Raw genomic sequence first — 25,156 nt, forward strand, 5'->3', positions numbered from 1 at the left:
AGACATTGCTAGTATATTCTCCAAAAAAATTCAATTTACGAAAATCTAAAAAGGTTGTAAAATGGATTTTGGCTCATAAAATTATCACTAAAAGGATTTTTACCTTTTTGTAAAAGGAGAAAATAGATATGTCTCTAAATAGACGTGGTACTAAACTTCAAAAAAAGAAGTCAAGCCGTAAAAAATGGATTTATTGGATTGTCGGGCCACTCCTAGTCTTATTATTGGCTGGAGGAACTTTTGCCACTTATTTATACAATAAAGCCGAAACGGCAATGACCAAATCGTATAAACCAATTGATCGAAAAACAACTAAACGGGATGCCAAAGTCAACCCGAAGTTTGATAATATTACCGTTTTATTTGCAGGTCTGGACGAAAGTAAGAAGCGTGGAACTCCGGCTCTTCGAACAGATGCCTTAATGTTGGCAACATTTAATCAAGAACAAAAGTCGGTTAAATTGTTAAGTATCCCACGTGATACCTATGTGTACATTCCTAGTAAAGGAAGACAAGATAAAATCAATCATGCTTACGGCAAAGGCGGTATTGCCTCTACCATTGAAACGGTGGAGGAATTACTAGATATACCGGTTGATTATTACGTTAAAATGAATTTCGAAGCCTTTATTGATGTCGTCGAAGCCCTCGGCGGTGTCGACGTCAATGTGACCAAAGCCATCGATGAGATGGATTCAAAGGATCGGCACCATGCCATCAAACTTCAACCAGGTTTCCAATCCCTTAATGGTGAAGAAGCATTAGCATATGCCCGGACAAGAAAGATAGACAGTGACATCGAACGTGGTAAGCGTCAGCAAGAAGTTATTAAAGCGATTATTGCCAAAGCCTCCTCAGCAAAATCCATTACTAAATACGATAATGTGATTGAAGCTGTCGGTGAAAACATGGAAACTGACCTTTCTTTTAGCGATATGAAGACGTTCATTGACTACGCAACGGCCGGAAACAAATTAAACGTTGATTCTTTATCTCTAGAAGGATCCAGCATGAGAATTAGTGGTATTTATTATTACCAACTAGACCAAAGTTCGCTAGAGGAAGTTAAATCCACTTTAAAAACACAGCTTAAGTTTGGCAAGGTCGATAATAGCGATGCATCACCTACTACGATTAATAAGAAAAATGGATAATACGGCTGGCCCTGTTTGACAGGGTCAGTTTTTTTGTGCTGTTTTTTGGTAGTATTGGTCTAGGATGTTTTTTGTGCTGTTTTGTGCTGTAATCTGGTTTGTGCTTGTGTTGCGTTGTGCTGCGTTGTTTTGCGTTGTTTTGCGTTGTTTTGCCCGCCGTTTATCCTATTATACCGGATTTTATATGGGAATAAGGTTGGGAAAATTTTCGGTGTGGTATTTATATGAATTGCAAAGGTAGGCTGGGGTGAGGGACATTTTTGGAAGAGTTTAAGGGATAGGGATCATCGTGGCTAAAGGAGTTTTATGTGAGGGGGAATTACTTTGGGCTTTTGATTCCGAAACTTGTGAGATTTGGCGGAGTTTGGGAATTAATTTTGGATTTTGATTCCTAAACATGAGGAATTTGGTGGAGTTTGGGAATTAAGTTCGGACTTTGATTCCCAAACTTCGGGGCTCTCCTAGAGTTTGGGAATTAATTTTGGCTTTTGATTCCTAAACATGAAGGCTTTCCTGGAGTTTGGGAATCACTTCGAATAAGTCATTCCCAATCGCTAAACTTTTCCCCAAGTTTAGGAATTACTTCGAATAAGTCGTTCCCAATCTCACACTCTTTCCCTAGGTTTAGGAATCACTTCAGGGAAGTCATCCCCTTTCCATTCAGCAGGTTTAGGAATGTCCCCACGCTACGACAACCGCAATCCAGGGTCTTCGTCGTTTGGTGGTATCAAATCGTGCTTACATAATAAAAACCCCCCGGATTGCTCCGGAGGGCTTTTGGATTATGTTATCGATCTTTTACTGTTGAAATACGTAGGTCACGGAAGAACTTTAGAAGTGGTCTGTGGTTATGTCCCATTAGACCGATTTTTTCAGCGAATACCTCGATCATTAATAATAGCACTGCTACTACGATAAATGAGCCCCATACCTTTGCTTGTGAAAAAATCACTGCGGTTAGCCCGAAGAAAGCGGCCATTGCGTAAATGATTAACACCGTTTGACGGTGGGTGTAGCCTAAGCGTAATAAACAGTGATGTAAATGAGATTTGTCAGGAGCCGATAACGGCTTTTTATTGACAATCCGTCGGATAATCGCAAAGAAGGTATCTGATATCGGTACTCCGAGAATAATAACCGGTACAACGAATGAAATCAGCGTTACATTTTTAAACCCTAGTAAGGATAGGACAGAAATAATGTATCCTAAGAATAACGCACCTGTATCGCCCATAAAAATTTTCGCCGGGTGGAAGTTGTAAATAAGGAATCCAAGCGTTGAGGCTAAAACGATTCCAGCCATTGCAACAACGAAGCCGTCGCCCTTTATCATCGCCATGCCGGCAATCGTAATTAAGGCAATTGAGGAAACCCCTGCTGCAAGTCCATCCAAGCCATCAATTAAGTTAATGGCGTTGGTCACACCAACAATCCAGATGATTGTAAGCGGAATACTTAAATAACCGAATTGAAGTTCACCACCGAACGGAAGGTTGATAAATTCAACTTGAATACCGCCGTACATCACCACAATTAAAGCAGCGGCGATTTGTCCCAGCAATTTGATTTTAGCTGAAAGTTCAATCATATCATCCAAAATCCCGGTGATGACGATAATAATGCTTCCTAACACAATCGCCATCGATTCGGCGCCTTCTGGTTGTAAAATTAACATACCAATAATAAAACTTATATATATCGCTAAACCACCGAGTCGTGGCATAATTTTTTGATGGACTTTTCGTTGATTCGGTTTGTCAGTTGCACCAATTTTGAATGCAAGCTTTTTTACCAGCGGAGTGATCAGTATTGATGCTAATAAGCAAATTCCTAAGGTCAAATAGAACATGAAGACCCTCCTTAAAATTATCATACCCAAAAAGTTTTCAATCAACACCAAATTCATTCGAATTCATATTTCTAGAATTTTCAAATTACGACACATTTTTCCAATAACAAGTTTTGACAATTCTAGTCTATTAGTCTTATAAACACAGCCAAATCGAATTATATCATAGACTTCTATGAATGGGAATAGATTTACTTGCGAACACTTTCCGATACTTTTCGACTTTTTCCCCTACCAATCTACTATTTTGCATTTTCCATGATAAGTGAACTGACAATCTCACAAACTTTGCTATAATATATTTACGAGTATAATAGTTGTCCAATTGGGGGTTTTAAGATGAAAAAGTTTATGACAAAAAAGATTCTATCTGTCTTTTTTGCCTGTGGTTTACTTGTGAGCATCAGTTCTACTGCGCTTGCAAACTCAGATACGGTTATTGCTAGTGTAGATTGGGTCATGAGTAAAATCAATCCATTAAATACAAAAGTGGCGAATCTTGAAAAAAAGGTTACTGAACTGGAAACTCAAGTTGAAATACTTAAGAGCCAGGTTAATAAGTAAGGGGTGAGGACAATTAAAAAGCGAATTTTCCTCCCAATCCTTCTATTAGTGGCATTGCTGTTTTCCACAACAAACGGATTTGCTGCTGAGGAAGGGACACCGGTAGGACCAATTTCTTATAAAACCGAGGTTCGGGTAAAATTACTCCCATCTGGCACAAGTTTTACAACTACGTTATACGGGAGCTATGAAATCGTTAATCTTGATGATGGAACGCTGATTTCTTATCAAACTGCCCCTAAATTTTCTATCGTTAGTGGTAAGGTTACTTTAACAGCTGATGGCAAAACATGGAGCTCAAAAAATGGGTTTGCTATCAATGAGTTATTGGAGGATGACGGCAATTATGTGGAAATCTCCAAAATCCTTACGGCATCTGGGACTGCAAGTACGAGATATCGGGGCTCTTTTGAAATTCTCCCTGCACAAACCGTTCCGTTACTCATTAATCGCCTCGCAATGGAGAATTACTTAAAAGGGGTCGTACCAAGCGAAATGCCGGCTAGTTGGCCGATGGATGCCCTTAGAGCGCAGACAATAGCCGCAAGAAGCTACGCCTATAAGCAAACACAAAATAAACCTCCAGGCACTTATTTAGAGATGACGGTTTCCAGCCAGGTTTATGGTGGGATGTCAAAGGAAACAGCACGAAGCAACCAAGCAATTATGGACACGAGTGAAATGTATGCCACTTATAATAATGTTCCGATCGAGGCCTATTTTCATTCTAGTTCTGGTGGGTACACGGAAAATAGCGAAAACGTTTGGAGTGGCAATCTACCATATATTCGTGCAGTCGTAGATACTTATGACAAGCATAAAGACAATAAGCATTATGGTTGGGAAGCAATTGGACAAACAGCGACCATTTCACAAAACTTAAAATTGACTAACAATCAAATTTTAGCTGGGTTAAAGGTGTCTGAGCGCGGGCCAAGTAATGCGGCAACGAAGGTTAGCGCAAGTGTCTACGATAAAACAACAAAAACGACGACCAATATTCCGTTAGTACCAGGCCTTGTGTCAACTCCTGATCGGTTACGCTCGTTTTTTGGAGTGACCTTAAAAAGTATTAAGTTTAATATTTATACCGATTCTGAAGTGAAGATTCGCATGGCCGATGGTACCGATAAGAATACAACTTCCTTATTAGGGTATCAGTTGCAAAACGCTGATGGCTCAACAGCCTATATTGAGGATCTAAATCTTCAGGTTAAAACGTTAAATGCAGCGGCTACCGTTCCGACTAGACCGTTATCGTACCGTTTTAAAGGCGATGGCTGGGGCCATATGCTCGGGATGAGCCAATGGGGTGCCCGCGGTATGGCAGAGGCCGGCTTTACACACGATCAAATTATTAAACACTATTATACCGGCGTTGAAATAAAAAAATTGCCATAGGCGATTGTATGTTTTGACAAAAACTAGCATAAATTAAGAAAAGCTAATTCGCTTGGCGAATTAGCTTTTTTCAATCTATTTTGTATTTAGGGCACGATAGAGAAAGACGGAGAATTGCGAACGTTTTGTTGGGTCTGCAGGTGAAAATTTTCCACCACTGCCAGTCGCGATTCCATTTTGGGTTACCGCTTTAATCGAATCATAGCCATCATTTGTTTTCGCCACATCGGAATAGTCCTGATAAGCTGCCGCTGTCGTTTTTAAGGCAAATGCTCGTTGCAGTACAACAGCCATATGCTTTCGTGTCATCGGTGCGTTAGGCATAAACTTACCGCCACTACCTTTAAAATAGCCCTTTTCGGTAACCGTCATAATCGCCTTTCGGGTTGCCAAATCATCTTTTACATCAGTATAGATGGAAGGCGTCTCACTAACAGGCAGTTTGAGTGCCTTCACAAGCATAGCGGCTGCTTGAGCCCTTGTAATCGAATTTTCCGGCTTGAACTGTTGTAGTTCTACATAGCCTGAAATTAAATTGCGATAATATAATGACATGATTTCCGGAAATGCCCAGTATTCCTTTGTCACATCTTTAAATACCTCTTTAGAGGCGGAGGGTTGTCCTGCTAAGAGTGCTTGGATTTCTTTTTCTAATAGGGCCGTTCTCGTCTCCAGACCGCCTACCTTTGTCGTCACCTTTGCGACCTCTGACTCCGTCCAATCAACACCTGCAGCCTCGGTCACCATATTTGCATCCGCCTCCAGCTTAGAGCAAGCGGTCGAGCCAATCGCCAATAGTGTGACAATCAGCAGCAAGAATTTTTGCTTCATGTTGTTGATTTCCCCTTTTTTCGTAATATTAATGTCAGCTCTGAAAAGCGTAATAGCTTGACCCCTCCTAAAAATACTACAAGAAAGATAAGCCCGCCAATCAGACTATCGACCCAAATAGAGCCTGTCCGAATATAGGTTGATGTAAAATACATCATGATGATTAACGCACCGTATAAGACAGCCGACTTTATCCACTGTTGTCCGCTGTTCTTCAGTGTTAATTTTAACATAAAGCGTGCAAGCATCATTAATAGGATTAAATTTACAATGGAGCTAATGGAAGTGCCCCAGGCGATGGCTTCGGCACCATAATCCGCTAGCATGAGCTTTGTAATTCCGATATTAACCCCGAAAACACAAATCAAGCTGATCACGACAGTTAAATAAGATTTTTCCATCGCGTAAAAGAAACGCGATACATACACATTACCCGCTAATGCAAACATGGAAAGCGCAAAAATTTGTAGAAATGGTGTCGTTATCCTTGTTGATTCCTCTGTAAAATTCCCGTACTGAAAAACAATCGATACCAAATCTTCCGCATAAAAAAATACAAATATTGTAACTGGCAGTAACAATAGGCTTAATAGGCTCATTCCTTTTTGATAGAGCTCTGAAACACTCTCACGCTCATTGGCCCCGACTTTTTTAGCCAACATTGGGTAAATCACCGTTGTCACAGCAGTCATTAATACTGCCTGTGGAAACTGCGTTAACTTGGAAGCATAATTGAGCGCGGAAATCGTTCCGTCGCTTAAATGGGAGGCAAAGGACCTTTGAATGAACGTGTAAAACTGTAAGGTTGCTCCACCTAACATAATTGGCAGGGCAATTAACCAAAGCCGCTTTAATTCTGGGGTTTGCTGAAAACGAAATGTAAGATGTTTGATAAAGCCCTTTTTTAAACCGACCAAAAGCATAACGACCATGAGAGCTGCCCCTAAGAGCGCCCCAAGTCCATAGGAGTCGACAAACATCCACGGGGTCAAAACAGCACCAATTAAGAGGAAGGCTAAGTTATACACAAGGGTCGATAGTGTTGATAATTGAAAGCGTTGATGCACATTTAAGATGCCACTTAACCACATCGAGGCTACTAAAAAGAAAGTCGATGGGGCCATCCAGTAAAACAGTCTCCGTGTCATCTCCAACTCCTCCCCTTCCAAGCCACGGAAGGAAAGCCTTAATATCGGATCGGCAAACAGCATGAGAAGGGCCGTTAAAAGTCCTGTCGTAACGGTAATATACGTAAACGTGGACGAAAGGAATCCCTGTTTCTGTTCGCCTTCAGAAAGCTTACTATAGACGGAAATAAACGCAGTGGTGATGGCACCGCCGACAACAATATATAAAAAATTTGGAATCGTGTAAGCGGTAAAGATACTATCAGCCTCCATCGATGTCCCATATTCAAAACCGATGACCATTTCCCGGAGGAAACCGATGAGCCGAGCCAAAATATTAATAACTGCCACCGCACCAATAATTTTAAACATTTTTCCCTTCATGGTCGTTCATCCTCTTTAGTCTTAAAATAGAAAGGAGCTGACAATAGTCAACTCCTTATTTGGAAAGCTGATGATAAATTGTCGTAAGCTTGGCGATCATTTTCTTTTCATCATTTTCCGCTGCCTTTTGATCACCTTTTTCAATCAATTCCTCTTTCAACGCTGGATTCTCAAGAACTTGTAAAATCGCCTCAGCTAAAGGTGGCGCCTGTCTGGCAGGTACAAGCATTCCGCTGCCATCCTTCAATAAATAATGGAGACCACCAACATCAGCTCCAATGACAGGAGTGTGGCAGCTCATTGCCTCGACCGCGACTAGTCCGAACCCTTCTAGATGCGACGGTAGCACAAATACTTCTGCAGCAGACATCCATTTTGCGAGTTGGGGTTGTGGTAGGGGTTCGATAAAGTGAACCCCCTCACTGATAAGCTGATTTAATTCATTACGGTAGCTAGCATTACGGCTTGCCCCTATTAAATAAAGCTCCGTCTGTGGACGTTTTACTTTTACCTTCTGAAAGGCTTCGAGGAGTTCCGTTAGTCCCTTTTCACGGATGATATTACCGACAAACAAAACCGGCTCGACCCCATCTGGTATTTGTAGTTCCTGTCTGACGGTGGCTTTCGGATATGCCTTAAAGACCTCGCGATTAACCCCCATATTGATGACGGAAAGTTTGGCCGGGCTGACTTGATAGTCATGGTTAATTTCCTGGTAAAGCGCCTCGCCGACAGTTACGACATGACCTGCTTCCTTGAGGATTTTTTCCGTCCATTGACGAATTTTAGGATTCTTTTTTGCCATTCGATCGATATCGCCGCCATGGGCTGTGACAATGTACGGTTTACCTAACAGCTTTTTATATAAAAGCGCTAGCAACCCGGAAGGAAACACATAATGGGCATGAATCACATCGTATTTGCGTCCCTTCATGATCAAGTTGATTTTCGTTTCAGCAACCCAGCGCATGTATTTGCTGATGACGTTTTTTTTGCCAGTTAACGGATTTTTAATCCCGATGACATCGACTTCGTGACCGACTGCTTTCAGTGCTTCAACTTGATTTTTCACAAAAATCCCAAACGTTTTATGGGTATCGGTCGGGTACATATTACTAATAACTAGGATTCTCTTTGCCATTTATTTTCCCTTCTTTGCCGGCAGCATCGAGAATTGCTTTAATCCCTTTGCCGCTTTTGCTTTTAGCTCGCCTGAAATGCGGTTTGCCTCTAGCTGGGTGACTTCCCAGTTCTCATCCATATCAGAAATAATGTTCAAAAAATGCTGATTGGACTCGGAAAGATCTGCCATTGATAAACATTGGTCCCCTTTGCCGACCATTTCCATAAAATGGGCCACTTTATGGTGATAGCCAACACCTATAACTGGTGTTTCAGCATCAAGCGATAGAATAATCGAGTGCAAGCGTGTACCAATGACCACATCCATTTCTCCGCAAACATCAATCAGCTGTGCTGGAGATAAGTGCTCTTCATTTACCACAACGCCCTGTTTTTGAGTCATCGCTTCATAAATATCCTTCGTTACCCATACATCCTGTGGATATTTGGTTGAAAAGAAGGTTACTTGAACGTCCTTTTTGATGATGAGCTCGTCCAAGTTTTTCGCCATCCCTTGAACATAGGCTTGATATTTCTCCTCATCGGCTTCTGGCCAATACTTGATGTTGTAATACGGAACAGCGGTCACGCCGATTTTTGTAATTTTGCTGGATAGCCTGTGTTTTTTTTCAGTTGTTAACGTAAAAGCTGGGTCACCGATGATATTGATCGGCTTTTTGACGCCTACCTCTTCAAGCAATGCTTTTGATTCCGGATCACGAACGGAGATGGAATCAGCTACACCTGCTAATTGTTTAATGAAGAATTTCCCAACTGCAGACGTTAGAGGACCCGCTCCGCAACCATAAACAACGACCTTGGCACCGCCCATCTTGCCTAAGATTCCGTATGTACCATAAAGCGGTGCTTCGCGTTTATAAAGGTCCATTAAAATTCCACCGCCGCCAATGATGACGAGGTCAAGCTTATTCACGATTTTGCGGCTTTGTTTGACCGTTTCCGCAAACGTTTTAACAATGGAGCTTTTTTTATAATAAAGCGGATAGGAGTCAACGCCGTACCGCTCTTTTGTTTGCTCTGGGTTGTTGCTGAACACCGTAATATCCTTGGTGGTAACATCAAAATGTGTCGTTAATTGCGTGATGATTCCTAAGAGAATCGCCTCATCGCCATTATTGTTATTTCCATAGTTTCCGACAATCCCTATTCTCATGAACAAACTTCCTTTACTATCGAATTTCGCTTTGGTAATTATAACATAACCTTAGGGAAAGACGAAAATTGTTTTATTTTGCGGTAGATTACCCATCCCAACAAAAAAAGGAGCGCAAGGCTCCTCTCTTTATTTTAAGTAATAATTTTTTATCCCCTGATAGATGGCTTCCGCAAAGATGTTTTGGTAAGACTCCGATATCATCTTTTCACGGTCGCTTTTATTCGGTAAAAAGCCCATTTCGACTAACACAGCTGGGACCGAATTATTTTTAATAACATAAAATCCACTATCTTTAATGCCGCGATTATACATCCCTGCCTGCTTGACAATTTCCTGTTGAATTTCGTAGGCTAGCATGCGACTTTCCGGGCCATTCATATTTGTTGATGTATTAAAATATGTCTCTGTCCCGTTAACAGTGGTGTTATTTTGAACCGAATTGACATGAATGCTAACAAAAAGTTCAGCATATACGTCTTTTGCCTTTTGTACACGCTCGGATAATTCAAGGAAGGTGTCGCTATCACGAGTCATCACGACCTGGGCACCTGCTGCTATTAATTTATCTCTGACCTTTTTCCCAACGCTTAACACGATATCCTTTTCCTGATAGCCGTCATAGTGTGTGCCTGGATCTTTAAGACCATGACCAGGATCGACGACGATTATTCGCCCTTTTAATGGAAAGTTAGAATCAGCTGAGTAAAGCTTTAAGTATGATTTATGAACGTATCCTGTTATACCATCGTGGTTAACTTTCGCCCAATAGCCGTTAATACCGACAATTGTTACCATGGTTCCAGGTTTAAGTTGTCCTAAAATAGTCGAAGAGGCTGATTCAGCCGAGCGGATGTTTAACGCAGTCTTCGAAATGACCTTTCCTTGAGAAGAAATGGGCCCTGTTACCTTAAGACGGTATTTTGGGTCAATTGCCCTTGATAAAAAGGCAGAAAATTGTGCTCGGGTAATGAAACTTTCCGCTAAAAACCGATAGTTGCTGCCATTCGTTATCCCATTGTAATGCATTCTTTCAATATAGGAATAGGCCCAATACTTCTCCGTCACATCAAAAAATACAGGAGTGGATGGCGAATAACCATTATACTCAAATGAGAAGGCTTCAACGATGATTTTCGCCATTTGCGAGCGTTTTAGTGTGTCGTTTGGACCGAAACGACCATCCTCATATCCTTTGATAATCCCTAGTTCATAAGCACGCTGAATGTAACCTGCAGCCCAATGATCAATAGAAACGTCGCTAAATAACTGTGTTTCAACTGTTGCTTGCTTTTCCCCAATTGCTTCGATCATCATTTTGGCAGCCTGTGCTCTAGTTACCTTTTCCTCTGGGCGGAACGAAAACATTCCATCCTGATTTTCGTAGCCATTAATAACCTTTAAATTTGATAGGTGTAAAATGTTTTCATATGCCCAGTAGTTTTGTTGGACATCTTGAAATGGGCTTGTCATATTTGTAATTCCGGACAAAATCCCCATTTCCTGTTCACATTCTTTTTGGGTGCCTGGCACCGGTTCTACCGGCATAATTGGCTCTATCGGTTCACTATCCGAAGGAGCCCCAGGATTGGTTTCTGTTGGGGCTCCCGTTGTTGATGTAGAATGGGTTGGTAATGTCTCACTATTTTCTTTAGATACAGGTTCAGATTCAGGACAAATATTCGTTTTGCCCTCTTGAATTGGAACTGAATTGGATGTTTCAGTATTTGCTTTTGCCCAAATTTCGCTTATAGGGGAAAAGATAAGCAAGCAGCACAAAGCAGCAGTTATTATTTTCAGTTTTCTTACCAATATCCTTCCTCCTTTAACAAAATTCGACATGCTCGTATCATAGCAGAAAACTAGATTAAGATAAACTACTAATTCTATAAACTACCAATTACTGTTTATTTTTCGTTAATAACCGGTATAAAAATGCACTATATTGAACGCGTGTCACGGTTCCACCAGGCTTAAAAGTGCCATCTGGATATCCTGTTGTAATTCCATTTGCTGCTAAAGCTTGAATTTGTTTGCTTGCCCAATAATCTGGGGTAACATCACTAAAGCCCTTTTCGTAAGTGCCTGATAGTGAGTAGGCATTGACAAGAATAGCGGACATTTGTGCTCGAGTTAGATTCCCTTCCGGATCAAAAATGCCGTTGCCTTTTCCACTCATAATCTTACTGCCAACAACCGCAGCGATTTGGGCATAATAAGGATGCGTTTTCGGTACATCCGTATAGGAGATATCCTTTACGTTTTTCGTATCAAGATTTAATGCTCTTGAGAGTAATACAGCCGCATGAGCACGAGTTAGCTTGTTTTCTGGTAGGAATGTGCCATTTGGATAACCACTTATGATTCCTTGGGAAGCTAAATATTCAATTTCTGTTTTAGCCCAAAACTTTCCTTTCACGTCACTAAACATTGGCTCTTGATAGTCAGATAAAAAGATCGCTTGAAGCTTATCTAAATAGATCGCGCCTTTACCTTGCTTTTCCAAAACCGATTCAGCAAGGTAAATTTGCTGGATGGTGATTGGACCGACTGCAGCCGTTGGGATAGCAGCCTCAACATACTTCCAACCTGACCAATTTAATTTTCCTTCATCGGTAAAGTTTAGCGTATGAGATTTACCGGCACTATCGGCGATTTTTCCGCGTAGCCAGTGGCTTTGGCCATCACCATAAACCCATAAGCCGAGTTTAAGCGGACTTCCATCTACCGTAAATTTTCCGTTGAGATAAGCCGCTTTTGTTCCTGTATCGGCAGTCGTAAAGTCATATTCTAACTTCATAGCTGATGTACCATTTTTAACAGGTTCCGGGTTTTGAACAGTCTTCATCGTTGCATTCGCTCTTGCTGTCGAAACAGTCCACTTCGTGCTGTCCTCGAAATCATCGACTAAAATCGGCTCATCCGTTACCGTGACCGATGTACTAACTGTTGATTGACCGTATTTAGCCGTGACAATGCCGGTTCCCTTTTTGATAGTCGTTAACGTGCCATCTTTGGAAATCGAGCCAATTTCACCCGATAAGGACCATTCAACTAAGTTTTGATTATAGATTAAAGGTTGTCCTGTTGCATCAAAGGCGGAAGCTGTAAATTTATGAATTTGTCCTTGTTGCAGGACAGGATTTTCTCGATTTAATTTAAACTGGTCGATAGAATCGACAACGGTGAGCGGAAGCTCAGTCACTGCTTTGCCATATTGCACGACCATTTTTCCATCACCTTTAACCGCGCCAGTTACTTTTGTGCCAGTTGCTGTTGCGATTTGCGATGGGATGGAAATTTTAACATCCTTAGGGTTTACTGTTAGGCTATTAAAATATTGGTCTAGTACATAATCAACATTTATATCAAGGGTTGATCCTACTAATAGTTTTCCTTGCTGTTTTCTTGATGCTTTCATCTGGGTCGGTTCACCAAGTGGTGCCGTACTAACAGCCTGTAAAATCGTTGAAACAGCCCGTTCATTTCCGTCAGAAGGTGAATTCATCAAACTAACTTGGTTTTGACCGTAAAGGCGTGTCGCTAATGTAGTTGAACCACCGCCATCAAGGTTAATGGCACGGTCTGCACCGAGTTTCACTAAATAGTCGGCAAAATCCTTTAAATTCATTCCAGTGCTAAACCCAGGTTGACGTCCATCAACCGTCACAAAGAAGACACGATTTTTCGATGAATCAATCGCGACTGCTGTCCGCGCTGTCACTTCTCTTGCTCTTGAACTATTTAAATCGATTGTTAGAAATGGCTTACTGTCTTTAACGAGCATCGGGCCACTAGCTAATAAAAATTGGGCATTCATCCATTTTGTATCAATGGCAAAACTTACGGTCATTTTATCACCAATCTTATACCCGGCCATTCGGTCATTCCACATCTTTCCGTTAAAAGAGACGACGAAACCGTTGGCAGGAATTTTTGTATTGGTTGTATCACCATAAGGGCGTATTTGTTGTATCGTACCTGTTAATTGGTCACCAAATTTGACTGGCTCAGAAATACTAGGTTGGTCAGTTACAACAACTAATTCTGTACCGTACTGATTTGTATTTGTATTACCGTCGCCAAATGAAGGCGTATAAACAATTAATTCATCGCTATTACGAATCCGGTTAAATCCTGAAATCGGTGAATTTATATTATTAAATTGGATTCGGTTATTTAGCTGGAAATAATCAATTTCCGCTTTGCCATCAGCAGTAATTCCAAAGGCAATCGGTTCATTTACATATTTATCGGTACCTGTCGAAATAATCCCGCCATTATAAAGGGCATTATCCTTGGCGATTAAATACATCGGCATTCGACTTTCAAAAAATGAGCCATTGATTGCACCGACAACGCGATTATTGTCAGTTCTAGGGAGATTGGCACGAGAGGTGGTCGTCATGAGTTTATTTAGCGGACTTGGGATTCCAACTTCTACCTTGGTAAAAGGGTCTGCTAAGTTAATGTCTAAAATATTCATAGATTGATTGTTACTAGTTTGATAAGTGACATTACCATAGACTACCCCTGATGAGACCTGTAATTCGTTATTCATTTTACCTGGGTAGGGGCCAGCCGCTTCAGTATCCTTACCCGGATATATTCCGAATAGCAAAGCAGCTGTAACCGCTACTTTTAGTAGTTTCTTCAAAATTTCTCCTCCTTACACAGTTTGCTATAAAATTGGCATTCTATTTATCTCTTACCATATTAGCAAAAAATGTCGCCAAACTCTATCAAACAATCTTCCTAAACTGACAAATTATGAGTCAATTTCACAGCATATCTAGCAATCTAGCAACATTTTCAAAATATTTCCCGGAAAATAGACATTTTATGCAAAAAAAGAGAAACCAGTCGTTAAACTGATTTCTCATTCATCCTTTAATTCTGTTTTTTGGTTTTAAATGAGTAAGCACCGAGGATCATAAAGTAGAACAAGGTGAACAGTTTTAACTCCCAAATATTATAGTATAGTCCCATCACACCTGTCGAAATCCATAGGGCAATCATAAAATTCGATAAATAGACATTTTCTTTACGGCGTTGCCAGAACATAACCAATAATCCCAAAAGGAAAACAGCAAAGGCGATGACACCCATCGTACCTGTTTCGGCAATGACTTGGATATATTGATTATCGGAGTAGAAGTTTTTCCCTCCATATATATCAGAGCGAATTCCGTAATTTGTATAGATTGGTGAGCCATATGAAAGTGTTGCAGAATCCCCAAATGTTCCGAATCCTGATCCCATTACCGGATAGTCTTTAAAAACCTCGAAACCTTTTTTAATGTAGAATATCCGACCGCTTTCTACCATCAAATCAACATTTTCGGCAGAGGTAAGTCCGCCTAAACGACCACCGATTCCTAATCCCTCACCGGTTCCATTATTGTATTCCACCTTAATATCAAGTGATTTTACAAAATCAACGCCCCATTTAATGGGTTGATATATGAGGATAAAACCTAACAGGCCAGTAATAATAATTGGGCCGATGATGTTCCATTTTTTCGATAAAAGGATAAAAACCACTAATCCAACGACCATCGCGATCCATGTTCCTCTGGAACCAGTCCAAAGAAGGACGCCAAAAAACACGACTAACGATGAATATAAAAACTTTCGTTGAGCAACTTTCACCTCATAAAGTAAATAAAGCGCGCATACGATGGCGAAACAAATTAAAATCGCTAATGAGTTCGGATTCCCTGTCATTCCGTAAATACGAGCGAAATTCGTTGTCGATAGTGTCTTTTGACTCCACGTTTCTGGAAGTAAAAGCTGTCGAAGTGACAATCTTTCAATAATCCCATGAATACTAACGATTACTCCAATAAAGACGACGACCCAAGCAAAATCAAGGTAATCCTTACGCTCGATTTTCATTCGCGACACAATAAAATACAATAAGTACATGATGATAAAGGTACGAAGCTGGAAAATGACTGCTCCTGGCGAAACCCCCATTAGGATTCCCACAAATGCACCGATTATTAAAAAGGCGAAGAAGCCCCATTCAAAAATGTGGAACCGGAACCAGGATTTCCAATCCTTACGAGTTTCATAAAGAACCCGTAATAAAACAACAAATGTAACAACATCCCCTACAAGCTTTAAGCTCGGGTTCACTTCTATTAAGATTGGCCGAATTGGCACATATAGTAACAATAGCAAGAGGGCATGTTTTGGTTTATAAAACGAGTAGGCAGCGAATACGCCTGTGACAAGAACAAGTGCAATCTTACCTGGTAGGAACATCCCCAGTAATAACAAAACAAAAGCTCCAAATAAAAATCCATACGACCGTAAATTTAAATCCATCCGACTACCTCTCCATCACTTAAGCTACATTTTTATAGACATATCTTAGACAACTATACCTTAAATTTTTCCAGTTCGTCAAAGGCTAAATACTTGAAAAACGACATAATTTTTAGCCAATTTTTGGCTAAGCATCGAAAACGCTTTTCTGTCTATGTTTTAGTCATATTTGTTTATAATGCTTTTTTTCCTTTCCAATATTTTGGCATGGGATTGATTGACTTTTTTCTTTAGAATGAGAAATAGGGGGTTTTTATTTATGAGATTATTTCATGTGCTTGCGGCATTGTTGGTCGCGTCTTCCGTTTTTCCTATGACAAGTTTGGCGGCGGAGAAGACATCATTACATTATATTGCCGACGATTTCGATGCAAATTTCTGGGCCTACAATGAAATCGATGATTTTTTATCTGCAGATATTATTGATGGGTCGGTGACCTATGAGGACCAATATCCAGTTGTAACCGTTAATCCTGATGGAAAGATCACGCGGGCACAGTTTACGAAAATGATTGTCAACGCTCTTGATTTACAACAAAATGGTGTTTCGGAAACTTTTACTGATGTTAAAGAATCTGATTGGTATGCTCCATATGTTGCGATTGCGAATAGCCATGGAATAATTAAAGGCTCTAACGGCAAATTTCTTCCGAAAAATGATATTACCCGCGAGCAAATGGCTTTAATGATTTACCGCGCTTTTCATCATACGATTACCTTTGAACAGGGCAACAAAACTTTCACCGACATCAAACAAGGCACAGAAAGTGCTGAGGCGATTAACAAAGCAGCTGCCAATGATATTGTGAAAGGTTATGGAGATCTTTTTAAACCCAAAAATCTAGCAACGAGAGCCCAAGGAATTATCATGATTCATCGGGCATTAAGACAAGAAACCAGTCAACTGCCAACGATGGAGCAGCTATCATCCAGAGTTAATGAAATGTTAACGAAAGAAAGAGACGCCTTAATATCGCAAAATATTCAAGGTCTCGAATCCGTTTATCATCAATATGCGACTGGCCATTTCCGCATTGCTTCGCTTGAAACTGTACAAGCCTACGACTATATGAAGAATATGGGTCAGGCCTTTCAATTTGAACCGGTTGGTGACTTCGCCGTTAACGTCTTAACAGCTAATAACCGTGTCGCAACTGTCTCTGTCAATAATCTTATTTATCATGTCACAATACCGGAAGGCGGGCAACAAACGACCGATATGTCCGGTACGGTTTCCTTAAAAAAAGATCTAAATGGCAATTGGCAAATTTATAATGTCATATTATCCAAAAAATAAAGGCTACCATTTTTGGTAGCCTTTATTTTTTGGCGATGATTTTTGTCGAATGCTTTTCGGCCAACACTGTAAACGTATCTGTAGAGGTGACAATCACTACCTTGGCCTTTACACTAATACGGTCATAGAGATTGCGAATGTCCGCATTATGCATACGGATACAGCCTGCTGAAACATATTTTCCGATTGATTTTTCATTATTGTTACCGTGAATGGCATATGGGAAAGTGCCATTATCACTTGCACTAATTCCCATCCAGCGATCTCCCAATGGATTACGAGGGTCTCCCCCTTTTAATTTTTCCTTAAAGTATGGTCGATTTTTAATTTTCTCACGGATATAAAAGCTGCCTTCTGGAGTCAGCTTAGGTGTTTTTCCCGTCGCAACCGAGTACGTCTTGATTAACTTCCCATTTTCAAAAAATGCCAATTCATTCGTCTTTTTATTTATGATGATTAACTGTTCCTTGGTAGCGGCAGCATCAGATGGTGTCGGCCAATTTAATAGCCCAATACCGAAAATCAGCCATACCATCATTAATCGCTTCAACATGAAATGCCCACCTTCCTTCTCTTTACCACAATATATACGATGTTTATGACCACATTCCCTTTTAAATTCCAAGTAAATCTCTCTCCAAAAACTGACATATTTCTGGAAAAAATGCAGAATAATGGCTATTTTTACCGCTTAAACCCTATATCTATTGTATAATAGTGTTTATGAATTTAATAATTTCGGAGGATGCTAATGTTTAAGAGTTTTTCTAGATTAACTGTTCTAGTTGCTTTCATTTTTCTGCTTTATACCGACCAAGGCTATGCGAAAACGGTTGATGCCCCCCATATTAAACAGCTGCCAGAACTGGCACGGGGCTGTGAAGTGACCTCACTAGCCATGATGCTTCAGCATGCCGGCATGAATGTCGGGAAAATGCAGCTTGCTAAAGAAATAAACAAAATCCCTTTTAAGTCAAATGGACTTCACGGAAATCCATTTGACGGTTTTGTAGGTAATATCTACACCTTTAGTGAGTCGGGGCTAGGTGTTTATCACGGACCTATTCAAAAACTTGCGGAAAAATATGTACCGGGACGTACCGTAAACTTAACAGGCACCAGCTTTTCCAATATTTATCGAATGCTCGATAAAGGGATGCCCGTTTGGGTGATCACTAACTCTTGGTTCAAAGAGCTACCTGCTTCACAGTTTAGGACTTGGCAAACGAAAAAAGGTCCTTTAAACATTACCTACCGTGAGCATAGTGTCCTCGTCACAGGCTATGATGCAAAGTACATTTACTTTCATGACCCACTTTACCATAAAGGAAACAGGGCTATTACAAAAAGCGACTTCATCGCCGCTTGGAATCAAATGGGCAAACAAGCGATCAGCTATTATCCGAAAAATGCAGATTGGTCTATCGATACAATTGACCATTGGGCAAAGGATGAGATTGCCTTTTTAAAAAGAAAAGGCTTAATCAGTAACAATCCCCAAGGGAAATTTGCACCAAACGAACCGATTACAAGGGCAGAAGCCGCCGTTCTAATTGACCGTGCTTTAAATATTAAAGTAAAGCCTTTTAAAAGACTCACCTTTACCGATGTGAAAACATCCAACCCAGCTTATGTATCGGTAGCAAAAGTGGTGCAACTTGGATATATCGATGGTGCGCCAAATTTTCTACCACAACAACCTTTAAAGCGGAATGAAATGGCGCAATTATTTTCCCAGGCATTCCACCTGCAAACACCTATTCACCCCATTGTTTATAACGATGTAAAGGTGAATTCAAAGTATTACCATTCCATCCAATCGCTTGCGGCTACAAGAGTCATTAGCACCAATGGGTCATTTCAGCCGCAAGGCCAGGTTACAAAAGCCCAATTCGCCTCGATTTTAGCGAAGCTTTTAAAAGAATCATAGGCAAAAAGGAATAATCAAGAGGTCCCTCGAATGTATATTAAGAAGTGAGGAAATTTTATAGTAAGGGAGATGCATGTTTTGAAAAGTTTTAAAACTAGTAGATTGCTAAGTTTGCTGCTACTGTTTGTCTTCGTTTTAAGTACAGTGGTTCCAGGCGGGGCTCAGGCTATTGGAGGAAAGGTTCATTATGTGGCCCTAGGTGATTCATTAGCTGCTGGCCAATTAGCAAAAGCTGCTGACGGAACCATTACTTTCGATAAAGGATTCTCAGGTATCATTGCTGAACACTTCGACCAAAATGGTGAGTTAGCAAGTTACACGAACAAATTCGCTAAGTCTGGTTATAGAACAGACCAAGTTTTAAAGGATATCGTCGATAATAAAGAGGTTGATGGTATTAAAGTTCAAGACAAGATAAAAGCTGCATCGCTTATCACAGTTACTGCTGGCGCCAATGATGTTTTACAGATTGCAAGCATTGATCCCGTAAAGGAAACCGTTACCATTAACTCCATTGATTTTCTAACGGTCAATAATAAAATTCAGGCAAATTTAACGGGAATATTAAAGGAAATTCAAAAATTAAATCCTAGAGCGGAAGTCTATGTGTCTGGATATTATAATCCGTTTCCATACTTATCGGCTGACCAACAAGTGCAATTAAAGCAAATGCTTACACATTTAAACGGCGGCATCAAGAAGGTTGCCGAGGAGAATGGGGCAAATTTTGTGGCAATGGATGGTATCTTTGATGGGAACAAAGAGCAGTACCTACCAAACCCTTATGATATCCATCCTTCATTAGCAGGCTACCAGTTGATGGCCAATACCTTTATAGCAGCTTATAAAGCAAATGTACGCTTCCATTTTGTCGATGTTCCGGAAAATCTTTCTGGGTACAGCGAAATCAAATATTTAGTTGAAAACCGCATCATGAAAGGTCTGTCTGACACACATTTTGGTCCTAAGGAATTCGTGACTCGCGCTGATGCAGCAATGGCCATTATGAACATCTTACCTTATGATCGTGAAGTACCAGCAAACCCAGGATTTGCAGATGTACCTGAAAGTCATCCTGCTTATTGGGCCATTGCTCAGCTTACTAAAAAAGGTGTGTTTATGAAAGCGAATAATTTTAACCCAGACTCACCATTAACCCGTGGTCAAATGGCTAAGATTCTAACGCTGTCTTTCAACTTAAAATCAACCGGATCAGCAGGCTTTAAAGATATTAAAACCAATGATCCCGTGAAACCATATGTCGATGCGCTTTATTCGGCCAAAATTACTACCGGCTATCCGGATTTAACCTTCAAACCGAATCAACAAACAACTCGTGCAAACTTTGCCCAATTTTTAGTCAGAGCTTCTAATAATCTAGTGAAGACAACGGAAAGATACTAGACAAAAAATCCACCTTATGCAACTAAGGTGGATTTTTTTTCATCATATAAAAAGAACCTCGATGATTTCTGGATCGAGATTCTTGGTTAATCTTTTATAAGTAGCACCTCTAGCTTTTGAGTGATTTCTTCTAAAAGCGAAGCGATCGTAACTTGGTCGGATTGTTTGCCTTGTTCGTAGGCATCTTTAATAATCGTATAAAACATCTTCTTTTGTTCTTCAGACATGTTGTTACCTTCCATATTCAAAATGCTCTCTAGTAAAATTTTACCCGTTTAAACCTAAAGTAGATAGGATTAAAGTCACATTTCTTAGGTTAAGAAAAAACAAGGCACTAGAAACAGAATATCTAATGCCTTGCCTCTTGAAAGAAATTACTTAATTTGGTTCATTAGGTTAGCAGAGATTAGGAATTCTGCTAGCATTTTTGCCATTTGATCACGTTTTGTTTTGCCAGAAGGATCAAAGGTAGAGTCCCCTTTACCATTCATAATTCCTGCTTGGTAAATGGCTTCGATAGAAGGCTTGGCCCACTCTTGCATTTTCGACGCATCTTTAAAGTCAGTTACTTTCTTTGTCTTATCCAGTTTCTTCGTATCGTATTTCAAAAATGGAAGCTGCATCGCACGGTGTAACATCGCTGCTGCCTGTTGGCGAGTCACTTTTTCATTTGGAGCAAAGCGTCCGTCCGGCATACCTGTAATAATTCCATATTTCAAAGCTGCCGCTAATTCGCCGTTTGCATTAAACCAGTCTGATTCTTTTACATCCTTGAATTTTTGTTCATATTTGCCACCTGGTAAGCCCAATGCTTTTACTAATAGAACAGTAAATTGTGCACGAGTCATTTCTTCACCAGGAGCATAAGTGTCTTCTGATTTACCATTAATGATTAATTTTGAAGCTAATGTTTCAATATATTTTTCAGCCCAGTTTTTGTTGTTATCAACATCTTTGAATGTTTTATGGTTTGAAATAATCGAGTACTTAGAGTTTGTCAGTGATTTAAAAGTTGCTTCCGTTCCATTGAATAAAGTAGGAACAGACTCCAATGTACCATCATCTTTGATACGAACCCCAACATTGTTATTGGAATCAAATGCCTTATCTCCTTTGATAGAGCGTTCTACATAGGAAGTAAAGGTTGTAATTGGTTCTCTCTTACTGCCTGAAACAGCCTCAACCGTAAATTCAATTGTCTTAGAAATGACTTGAACACCATTTTCTACTTTAGGTGATTCAACTACGTTAACTGAAATGATGATATTAACATCTTCAGCCGATACACCTAATGTTTGTGCCAATTGAGCCACATTTACTTCTGAAGAAGGTAGTTTATAAGCTGCCTCTTGTGTTCTAATTTCGACAACCGCATTTTGGTTTCTTTTTGCTGCTTCGGTAAATAAGCTAGCAGGTAGGTCTGCCATTACTAGTTCACCTGCTTTTGGAACCTCTAGGTTAATGTGAACAGTATTATTGGATGAAGTAATTTGGTTTGCAACATCAGATACTTTATCTTTTGGAACCGTCGTCACTACTGTTGGTTGACCTGAAGGTGTTGTACCTGGTGTAGGCACCGTTGCACCTGGGAGATGTGGATTAGTTCCAGTTCCAGTTCCAGGTCCAGGTGGTACAGGTATAATGACGCCACCTCCGCCACCACCACTAGCAGTTACTTGGACGCCTTTCTTAGTCATAAGCGTTAATCCATCAAACTTCGCATATACATCTACAGTTCCAGAATTTTTAACGATTAATTTGTTTTTATCAAAGTCTGCAATAGAAGGATTATTTGTTTCCCATTTTAATTGAGTCGTAAGTGCCCCAATAAACGGACCAACAGCAATTTGCAGTTGGAACTCATTCCCATCAGCTACAATTTTTGCACCTTTTTCTTCAAAAGCACTTTGAATCATTGCTGAGCGAAGACCATGATTGACGTCTACCACTTCATTGTTTATTTTATTTACGAGTTCGAATAATTCAACAACGCCAATACCCAGATTACTTGATAATTTATTTTTTAACTCAGAATAATTGCCTTTTTTAAATACATTATCAACGGCAATTCGTAAAACGGCATCAGAGGATGGATTTGGCCCTTTAAGTGCCGTTTCAATGGCATCGAACATTTCGCCTTCCAAATCTTTAGTAAACTTGATTAATTGCTCTACTACAATATCTCCATTATTTTCGAAGACTGTATTAAAAGAAGTAGCATTATCGGTTCTGTATTTTTTTACCGCAGCCGATAATTCAGCTTGGCTAGCGTATTTTGTATAGATAAGCGTTGCTGTATTCTGCATTAATGTTGCGAAACTTGATTGCTTACTAGGATCAATTGATAGAGTAATTTGATTTGCTGTTGCGATGTTATTAATTTTCGCAAAGTTCAACAGGGAAATGGCACCTGTTGGCGTACCTGAAAAATTATATTTTCCTACGTTCATATAAAAAGGAAAAAACTTCGCAGCTAATTGATCAATATCTGCGTCTACACTTGTTGTAGTCGCTGCAATAGCTGATGTTGGTTGAATCAATGTTCCCGTGGTTAATACTGGCGTAAAGGCGACGGTTGCTGCAAGCATCGCACTTACCGCTTTTTTACTAAAAGGATATTTTTTCAATTTCCATTCACCTCATTATTTTTTTACATTTCCTATGTAAAGCTAACACTTTAACAAATAAATGTATTATCCTAAGTTAATATTACTTTTAATATTACTTTATTAAACTTAGATATTCAATGATTCTAGTAAAATTTATACAATTCATCTTTCATACACGTTTCCCATGTTATCATAAAAGTTAATTTTTGTAAAAGGAATACTAATATATGATTTTGTGGTAAAATTTAAACGATTAACAAGCTGAAGGGAGCTATTCTATTAAAATGAAAAAAGTTTGGAAATATGTTTTGGCTATTTTGCTAGTCCTAATCATAGGGACGGCAGGGACGGTATACTATTTTATTAATATTAAAACCTATGATGTTGCTGATGAACAAATTGATGAGATTATTGAAACGGAATATGATATTGTTTTACCCGATGATATAGTCGTTGATGAGCCGATGGATTCAAATAATTCAACTGAAAACGGAATTTCCACTTCCACTGACAAAGGTCAACAGGAAGATAAAACTGGAGATTCAAGTAGCAACAACACGAATAACCAGCCAACAACCAATTCATCAAAAACAAATAAGCCAACATCTCAGACAACAACAGGTGGTAAATCAAGCACAACAAGCACCAATTCAAATAACGCTAACAAGAGTACCTCTGGACAAGACAAGCCCAGTCAAACCGATAATTCAACAGAAGCACCTGTAGAAGTGACAGTTAAGAATATAAAGGATAAGTTCCGTCCAGTATTCAAGTCCTTAGAGTCACAAGCAAATGGAAAAATAGACGCACTAATGTCTAGAGCTTTTAATGAATATCAACAAAAGAAAGAAAATGGTGAATCCATTTCCTATTCTTACTTTTATCAAAAATACACCTCTGCCGGTCGTGATTTAGAAAACAAAACCGATGGAGCCTTTAACTATATTTATAAAGCACTTGAAAATGATTTACAAAAGCACGGCTACAGTGTCTCACATGCTAAACCATTTAGAGAACAATATGAAGAAACCAAAAAAGACCGTGAAGCAGCGTTATTTAATAAAGCAAAACAAGCACTTTAATAGATGATAAGAGCAGTGAGTGAGATACTCGCTGCTCTTTCATTTTAAGCTGGAATATATATACTACCCTTCTCTTAATACGTTTTTGGATTTGAGCAAATACATACTTAAGATGACTAGTAACCCAGCTACACTCCCTAGTAAGTCAAAACCGATATCAAAAAGCCTTCCACCTCTATGTAAAAATAACTGTAGCGTTTCAGTAAGAATGGATAGATATAGGTTCAAACTAATAATAAACTTTAACGGTAAATGATTGAGATAAAGGAGAAGGGTAAATATAAAAAAGGAAACGGCATGCCCCAATTTTCTTAGGATAAACTGTGTATCTAGTGCATTTGGTAATGGGTAGAGGAATTCTGCAAAATTCGGTTCTGCATTCCATGCGAACGATATTTTCCCCTGATGAATAAGGTGCTCCATGCTTTCTGTGCAGGTAAAAAGAAAGATAAGGCCCGCCCAGCTAATTAGTGATATCGTTCTTAACATTTGTTATCTCCTAGCCTTTAATTGATATAAACCATTATTGGCAGGATTGGGTGGCGGCATACTTTAACTAGGATAAAAAGAGTGGGTTCGGACTCGGTTTGCTTTTTTGGGCACTTTCCTGTCCGAATAGCACCCTCATTCAGACTCAGATCAGCTTTTTTTGACCCCTTCCTGTCCGAATAGCCAACCTACTCCCACTCGGTTTGTCTTTTTTGATCCTTTCCTGTCCGAATAGCCGCCCTATTCGGACTTGGATTGCCTTTTTTGATCCTATCCTGTCCGAATAGCACCCTTATTCGGACTCAGATCAGCTTTTTTTGACCCCTTCCTGTCCGAATAGCACCCTTATTCGAGAGCGTCTAAAATTTTGTGTAAATGGATATACTTTCCAATTAAGGAGATGATC

19 protein-coding genes are annotated in these 25,156 nt (G+C 39.8%); 7 read left to right on the forward strand and 12 right to left on the reverse strand.

Annotated features, from left to right (window positions below):
- Positions 1–128: 128 nt before the first annotated feature.
- Positions 129–1,154 carry an LCP family protein gene (locus tag ACX9YW_RS13205; protein ID WP_460347060.1) on the forward strand — a complete coding sequence of 342 codons (1,026 nt, stop codon included), beginning with the start codon at positions 129–131 and terminating at the stop codon, positions 1,152–1,154.
- Between the two features lie 787 nt (positions 1,155–1,941).
- Here ACX9YW_RS13205 and ACX9YW_RS13210 read toward each other — a convergent pair.
- Positions 1,942–3,003, reverse strand: a complete 1,062-nt coding sequence (locus ACX9YW_RS13210; RefSeq protein ID WP_460347062.1) for a glycosyltransferase family 4 protein — start codon at positions 3,001–3,003, stop codon at positions 1,942–1,944.
- A gap of 339 nt (positions 3,004–3,342) precedes the next feature.
- On the opposite strand from ACX9YW_RS13210, the gene ACX9YW_RS13215 reads away from it, so the two are divergent.
- Both ACX9YW_RS13215 and ACX9YW_RS13220 read left to right on the forward strand, forming a co-directional pair.
- Positions 3,343–3,567, forward strand: coding sequence for a hypothetical protein (locus ACX9YW_RS13215; protein ID WP_460347064.1), 225 nt, complete (start codon positions 3,343–3,345; stop codon positions 3,565–3,567).
- Between the two features lie 3 nt (positions 3,568–3,570).
- Entirely contained in the window at positions 3,571–4,968 is a 1,398-nt protein-coding gene (locus ACX9YW_RS13220) for a SpoIID/LytB domain-containing protein (protein WP_460347066.1), read from the forward strand.
- 75 nt (positions 4,969–5,043) lie between these two features.
- Here ACX9YW_RS13220 and ACX9YW_RS13225 read toward each other — a convergent pair whose 3' ends face one another.
- The 7 genes from ACX9YW_RS13225 to ACX9YW_RS13255 all read right to left on the reverse strand — a co-directional run bounded on the left by ACX9YW_RS13225 (position 5,044) and on the right by ACX9YW_RS13255 (position 15,939).
- A complete protein-coding gene (locus ACX9YW_RS13225; protein WP_460347068.1) occupies positions 5,044–5,799 on the reverse strand; it encodes an S-layer homology domain-containing protein in 756 nt (251 codons plus the stop codon).
- Positions 5,796–7,310, reverse strand: coding sequence for a murein biosynthesis integral membrane protein MurJ (murJ, locus tag ACX9YW_RS13230; protein WP_460347070.1), 1,515 nt, complete (start codon positions 7,308–7,310; stop codon positions 5,796–5,798). The genes ACX9YW_RS13225 and murJ overlap by 4 nt, the downstream gene beginning before the upstream one ends.
- Positions 7,311–7,365: 55 nt before the next feature.
- Entirely contained in the window at positions 7,366–8,451 is a 1,086-nt protein-coding gene (locus tag ACX9YW_RS13235; protein ID WP_460347072.1) for a glycosyltransferase family 4 protein, read from the reverse strand.
- Entirely contained in the window at positions 8,452–9,606 is a 1,155-nt protein-coding gene (locus tag ACX9YW_RS13240) for a polysaccharide pyruvyl transferase family protein (protein ID WP_460347074.1), read from the reverse strand.
- A gap of 129 nt (positions 9,607–9,735) precedes the next feature.
- Positions 9,736–11,418 (reverse strand): N-acetylmuramoyl-L-alanine amidase, encoded by a 1,683-nt coding sequence (locus tag ACX9YW_RS13245; RefSeq protein WP_460347076.1) that lies wholly within the window; start codon positions 11,416–11,418, stop codon positions 9,736–9,738.
- Between the two features lie 88 nt (positions 11,419–11,506).
- Positions 11,507–14,263, reverse strand: a complete 2,757-nt coding sequence (locus ACX9YW_RS13250) for an S-layer homology domain-containing protein (RefSeq protein WP_460347078.1) — start codon at positions 14,261–14,263, stop codon at positions 11,507–11,509.
- Positions 14,264–14,496: 233 nt separating this feature from the next.
- A complete protein-coding gene (locus ACX9YW_RS13255; RefSeq protein ID WP_460347080.1) occupies positions 14,497–15,939 on the reverse strand; it encodes an O-antigen ligase family protein in 1,443 nt (480 codons plus the stop codon).
- A gap of 259 nt (positions 15,940–16,198) precedes the next feature.
- On the opposite strand from ACX9YW_RS13255, the gene ACX9YW_RS13260 reads away from it, so the two are divergent.
- A complete protein-coding gene (locus tag ACX9YW_RS13260) occupies positions 16,199–17,236 on the forward strand; it encodes an S-layer homology domain-containing protein (protein WP_460347082.1) in 1,038 nt (345 codons plus the stop codon).
- A gap of 22 nt (positions 17,237–17,258) precedes the next feature.
- On the opposite strand, the gene ACX9YW_RS13265 is transcribed toward ACX9YW_RS13260, so the two are convergent.
- Positions 17,259–17,789 (reverse strand): L,D-transpeptidase, encoded by a 531-nt coding sequence (locus tag ACX9YW_RS13265; RefSeq protein ID WP_460347084.1) that lies wholly within the window; start codon positions 17,787–17,789, stop codon positions 17,259–17,261.
- Positions 17,790–17,987: 198 nt separating this feature from the next.
- Between ACX9YW_RS13265 and ACX9YW_RS13270 the strand changes: the two genes are divergently transcribed.
- Together ACX9YW_RS13270 and ACX9YW_RS13275 are read left to right on the forward strand one after the other, a co-directional pair.
- Positions 17,988–19,166 (forward strand): C39 family peptidase, encoded by a 1,179-nt coding sequence (locus ACX9YW_RS13270; protein WP_460347086.1) that lies wholly within the window; start codon positions 17,988–17,990, stop codon positions 19,164–19,166.
- A 78-nt stretch (positions 19,167–19,244) separates the two neighbouring features.
- A complete protein-coding gene (locus ACX9YW_RS13275) occupies positions 19,245–20,570 on the forward strand; it encodes an S-layer homology domain-containing protein (RefSeq protein WP_460347088.1) in 1,326 nt (441 codons plus the stop codon).
- Positions 20,571–20,656: 86 nt separating this feature from the next.
- On the opposite strand, the gene ACX9YW_RS13280 is transcribed toward ACX9YW_RS13275, so the two are convergent.
- A complete protein-coding gene (locus tag ACX9YW_RS13280; RefSeq protein ID WP_460347090.1) occupies positions 20,657–20,797 on the reverse strand; it encodes a YwzD family small protein in 141 nt (46 codons plus the stop codon).
- Positions 20,798–20,944: 147 nt separating this feature from the next.
- Positions 20,945–23,197, reverse strand: a complete 2,253-nt coding sequence (locus ACX9YW_RS13285; RefSeq protein ID WP_460347092.1) for an S-layer homology domain-containing protein — start codon at positions 23,195–23,197, stop codon at positions 20,945–20,947.
- Between the two features lie 266 nt (positions 23,198–23,463).
- Between ACX9YW_RS13285 and ACX9YW_RS13290 the strand changes: the two genes are divergently transcribed.
- The gene (locus ACX9YW_RS13290) at positions 23,464–24,261 is read left to right on the forward strand and encodes a hypothetical protein (RefSeq protein ID WP_460347094.1); all 798 of its coding nucleotides are present in this window, start codon (positions 23,464–23,466) and stop codon (positions 24,259–24,261) included.
- Between the two features lie 63 nt (positions 24,262–24,324).
- On the opposite strand, the gene ACX9YW_RS13295 is transcribed toward ACX9YW_RS13290, so the two are convergent.
- Positions 24,325–24,750: a VanZ family protein gene (locus ACX9YW_RS13295; RefSeq protein ID WP_460347096.1), complete on the reverse strand. Its 426-nt coding sequence runs from the start codon at positions 24,748–24,750 to the stop codon at positions 24,325–24,327.
- Between the last annotated feature and the right edge of the window lie 406 nt (positions 24,751–25,156).

Source organism: Pseudoneobacillus rhizolycopersici (genome assembly GCF_054786815.1).